This is a genomic window from Synechococcus sp. R55.7 (genome assembly GCF_047461955.1).
Classification (GTDB): Bacteria; Cyanobacteriota; Cyanobacteriia; order Thermostichales; family Thermostichaceae; genus Thermostichus.
Window position 1 is genome coordinate 1 of sequence record NZ_JANSIC010000204.1, and the last position, 4,772, is coordinate 4,772.

Genomic DNA, 4,772 nt, shown 5'->3' on the forward strand with positions numbered 1-4,772 from the left:
TCGGTGTCGGGAGGAATGCTATAATAATACTGCGGACACCAGAAACGGTTGTTTAAGGCACTGGTAACGGTCGATTGGGGGTGCTGTAAACCACCCCAGAGGCTCGTGGTTGGCTTGCTAACTGCAGGGCTACTAAAAGCCCGCTCCGTACCGCCTAGCGGTTGGTGTCGGGTAGTTTACTCGGGTTAAACAGGCTGCAGTTTAGAGTTTAGTCTGAGGGGAAGGCGGGCTCAACGAAAAGATGGCTCCAGCCTGTTCAAGAGCAACTAAGGCATCTTGATTTGGGACAAGCCATGTTGGGTGCCGATTGAGTTGCTACTTTTTCTGGACGACGACTGGATTTGTCCTTGTACCCATCGGCGGAATGCTTGAATTGCTTTGTTTCTACCTAAGACTTTGCTCTCCTGTAGGTAATGAGGGATAACTTGCTTTAGGTTTAAGCCTGGGAAAGTTGGGCTTTCATCAACTTCTTGGTAATTGCCAAATCGGAGTACATTAACTTGAAGAATGCCTTGATCAAATCGCCATAGCTCCGGTACCTGAAGTGCTGCGTAAAGATCAAGATGGGTTCGGGATGTGATATCAACTTCAATTGCAAGATCGGGTAGTGGATCGATCATGAGATCTATTCGTTTCTTGCCGCGAATTGCTAGCTCATTCTGAATATAAAAGCACTGGTTAGGCTCCAGGCCATAAGTTGTAGGCTTTCTTAAGGTCACCGAACCTAAACTGCGGAACTCAATATCCAGCTCTTCCAACAGCGCTTTAATTAAATCACCAATGATCTCTTTATCATCCTCATGCTCTGGAAGCGGCATCATGATCTCCAGCAAGCCATGATCGTAAGCCAACCGAGACCCCCGCTGGTTTCCCAATTCGCTCAGTATGGTTTCAAACTCTTGCCAAGAGATGCCCTGCAAGACAACTCGCTGACCTGCTGGAACATGGATTTGCCGCAATTCCAGTAGCATGAATTCATCCTACCAATGAAAGTTAGTATCTATTTGGGATCCCTTCCTCGATTCCACAATTCTTTCCAATCATAGTTGACGCTACTGGCCCCAAAATCCGGCTCCCGTTGAAAAGGCCGCCGCACATACCGCACCTGGCAGCCTTCGCCCGGCACGGTGTAGGTGCCTGCAGGGGTCTTTACCCTGAAGGCATCCCCTTCTGGAAAGGCGGGATCGGCTGGCACTTCTACCAAAGCCAGGATGAAATGGTCGGGTTTGTTGAGAGCTGTCAAGATTTCATTTTTGGTAACGGTTACCGTCTTTGCTCCCTCAACTCTGCCTTTGACTTCAATGAAGCGAAGGCCTTCCCTTCCAGCGGATTCGATATCATAGCCCAGGTTTTCAGCGCTGACATCACGAGGTTCGTAGCCCAACGCCCGCTCTATGGCCATAACGGCAGCCATTGCTGCTTGTTCTACTCGCCGGGTTTCGCGGGCAAAGGTGGTAGGGGTTGACCCTCGCTTGCCCTGTAGCCGCTGCAGCAGTCCGATGGGGATCACCAAGGCTTTCCCGGTTACCACCGGCGGCAAGGAGGATAGCTGGCGCTCCTGCTCCAACTCCGATAGGCGCTTCTGAAGGCGATCCGCCAACTCATCCGCCCGCTGCTGAGCCTTGGCAGAGTTGAGCTTGGCGTTGGGCCTGCCGGCTTGCTCTTGCAGCCGCAACTGTGCAGCTTGATGATCCCAGTAGTTAATTTCTCGGGTGAGGCGATCTTTAACAGCCAGCTCCGTCTTGTTGATCAATTCTTCCCGCTGAGCTTTGATTTCCTGGAAATGCTGGGGAACTAAACGCTCAATGGCGTAAGCGATGGCTTGGCTTTCTACCTCTGAAGCCGAGAGCTGGGGGATGTGGGATCCAGCTTTCGCTTTCACAAGGTCGCGCTCTGCGGGAGTTAGGGGCCGGTAGTCCAAGTAGGGAGCATAGCCGGCGCTTCTTACCCTGACGCTCTCTCCTCCTCCTAGCCCTTGGGGAGCGGGGAGAAAGATCTCCACATATTGCATCCGTCGGGAGATAACCCGTCGCTGGCCATTTCGGTCTAGGCGCCCATCCTGAAGGGCATGCTCTAGGTACACCAGTATCCGTGGTGTTTCGCCGGGATCGTTTTCATCGACGAGGATGGATCCCTGTCTGAGCAAATCTCGGTGTTGCTCCAAAACCAAGTCCAGAGTGGCATCCAGCAGGGGATGGCCTGGGCAGATGAACTCTGCCGGGGGCTTGTTGGGGACGCTGATGAGGTTTTTGTTAAAGGTAATCCGCTCGTATTTTTTTAAGATGGGTGCGCCCAACCCAATCTGGCGGTCGCGATTGCGAATTGCTGCCGGCACATGGGTAATTTCATAGCGTTTGGGTTCCCGCTCTCGAATGGTGCCACCCAAGCGTTGAAAAGCTTCTAGGAAGAAGGAGGCAATGAAATGAGGCTGGAGCTTGCGGGCCTCGGCTCGCTCCATTTCCGCCCGGATTTGCTGCACTTTGGTCGTATCCATCGAGTCGTGGGCCAGGGCGCGTTCTGCCAGGAGTTCCCTGAGCCGCTCGTGGTCTAGGCGATCTGCAATCACTTGATTGAGTCGGGCCTTGACCTCTGGACGATCCCCGTAGCGAATGGCCTCGATCAGCAGCTCTCGCAGTTCTTGACCGGCAATCGCTTTGCCCAGGACATCGAAGACCTTGCCCCCCAAGGCCCTTTGCTCGATTTCTATTTTTTTCAGCAAAGCCAAGTAGACATCTCCTTCCCGCGTTTCCTCGGCCACTAGGTTCCACAGGTGGCAGACCTCGGTTTGACCAATGCGGTGAATTCTCCCAAAGCGCTGCTCCAGGCGGTTGGGGTTCCAAGGCAGGTCGTAGTTCACCATCAGGTGGGCCCGTTGAAGGTTGATCCCTTCTCCCGCAGCATCGGTAGCAATGAGTACTTGAACGGCGGGATCCTGTTTAAAGGCTTCCTCGGCTTTTTTGCGCTCTTCTCGACCCATGCTGCCGTGAATGGTGATCACCGCTTCCGGTTGGCCCAGCAAGTTCCCCACTCGGTCAGCCAGATAGTTGAGGGTATCTCGATGTTCGGTGAAGATAACCAACTTGCGCCGATGTCCGCCGGCATCAAACATCTCCCCCTGATTTTGCAAGAGTTTCGATAGCTCCTCCCACTTGCGGTCTTTGCCGCTACGTCTCACTTGCAAGGCTAATTTTTCCAGCTCCTGCAGCCGCTGAATTTCTGCCTGCAGCTCGACAATTGTGCGGGCGGCAGTTGCCTGATCTACCAGCTCTTCTTCTCGCGGTTCCCGCTCTTCAGCAGGGCAGTCTTCAAAATCCTCATCCCAGCCTTCTTCGTCTAGCAGGGAAGTGGTAAAAGCAAGGTTGTCTCCCCGGCTGCGCAATTGTTCTTCCTTTAGCTTCCGCTGCAGTCTCTCTCGTCTTCGCAGCAAGGATTGGTAGATCGCTTCTGGAGAAGAGGCTAGCCGACGTTGCAGGATGGTTAAAGCAAAACCGACCGTCCTTTTGCGGCTACCTTGCTCTAAAGCTTCCGCGCGGTTAAACTCTTCGCGCACGTAATCGGTCACTTCCTTATAGAGCCTGGCTTCCAGGTCAGACAAGACGTACTGGACGGTGTAAGCTCGCCGTTCGGGAAAGAGAGGCTTGCCATCGAACTTGAGCAGGTCTTCTTTCACCAGCCGCCGCATCAAATCCGAGGCATCACAGGTATGAACTCCATCTCGGAATCTCCCCTCAAAGCGATCCCCATCCAGCAAAGCCAAAAAAAGCTGAAAGTCTTCTTCTCTACCGTTGTGGGGAGTGGCTGTCATCAGTAAAAAGTGGCGTGTTAGCTGCGAGAGCAACTTGCCCAGCTTGTAACGCTTGGTTTCTTTGATTTCTCCCCCAAAGAAGGATGCGGAGAGTTTGTGGGCCTCATCAACAATAACCAGATCCCAATCAGTTTGCCTCAGTTTCTCCTGCAGGGCCTCATCTCGGCTGAGCTTATCGAGGCGGGCAATGAGAAGAGGTATCTCCAGGAAAGGGTTGCCAGTTCGGGCGGCTTGAATGCGATCGTTGGTCAAGATCTCAAAGGGCAAATGAAACTTTTGCACCATCTCATCTTGCCACTGCAGCGTTAGACTCCCCGGGCAAACGATGAGACAGCGGTGCAAGTCACCTCGAATCAATAGCTCTCTAACCAAAAGCCCTGCCATGATGGTTTTGCCGGCACCTGGGTCATCGGCCAGCAAAAACCGCAGCGGCTGCCGCGTGAGCATTTCCCCATAGACGGCGCTGATCTGGTGGGGCAGGGGTTCTACCAGAGAGGTGTGAACGGCCAGCAAGGGATCAAACAGGTGCGCCAGCCGAATCCGATAGGCCTCTGAAGCTAGGCGAAATAAGGCGCCGTCTCCCTCGAAGTTGCCAAGGGATCCCTCGGCTACCACCTCTAGGGTTGGCTCTTTATCCCGAAACAGAAGCTCTGAATGGAGACGCCCCTGAGTGTCTTTGTAGATGGCCTCGATGGTGCTGCTGCCGTACCACCTCACACTCACGATGGCAACGGTTTGATTGGGCAGGATCCCTTTGACCTTGGCGCCAGGGGTGAGATCTTCCAGTCGAGCCATAAACTGCGGGTTTCCAGAGCTGCGAGCGGAGCCTGTTCCAGCTCCCCATTGCTATGTTGCGCTCACTTCCAGCTCTTTTCCCACAGCAAAAGTCCCCTTCTTCCATAAAAGGAGACAGCAGTTTGGAGTTGGCAAGCGGCTTCACGACGGTTTTAAGCCGGTTTTAAGTCCT

At 53.6% G+C, this 4,772-nt stretch carries 2 protein-coding genes; both read right to left on the minus strand.

The window, feature by feature from the left end; genetic code table 11:
* Positions 1–266 precede the first annotated feature (266 nt).
* The gene (locus tag NW820_RS10240; RefSeq protein WP_414328701.1) at positions 267–971 is read right to left on the minus strand and encodes a Uma2 family endonuclease; all 705 of its coding nucleotides are present in this window, start codon (positions 969–971) and stop codon (positions 267–269) included.
* Between the two features lie 29 nt (positions 972–1,000).
* A complete protein-coding gene (locus NW820_RS10245) occupies positions 1,001–4,600 on the minus strand; it encodes a helicase-related protein (protein WP_414328702.1) in 3,600 nt (1,199 codons plus the stop codon).
* Positions 4,601–4,772: the final 172 nt, after the last annotated feature.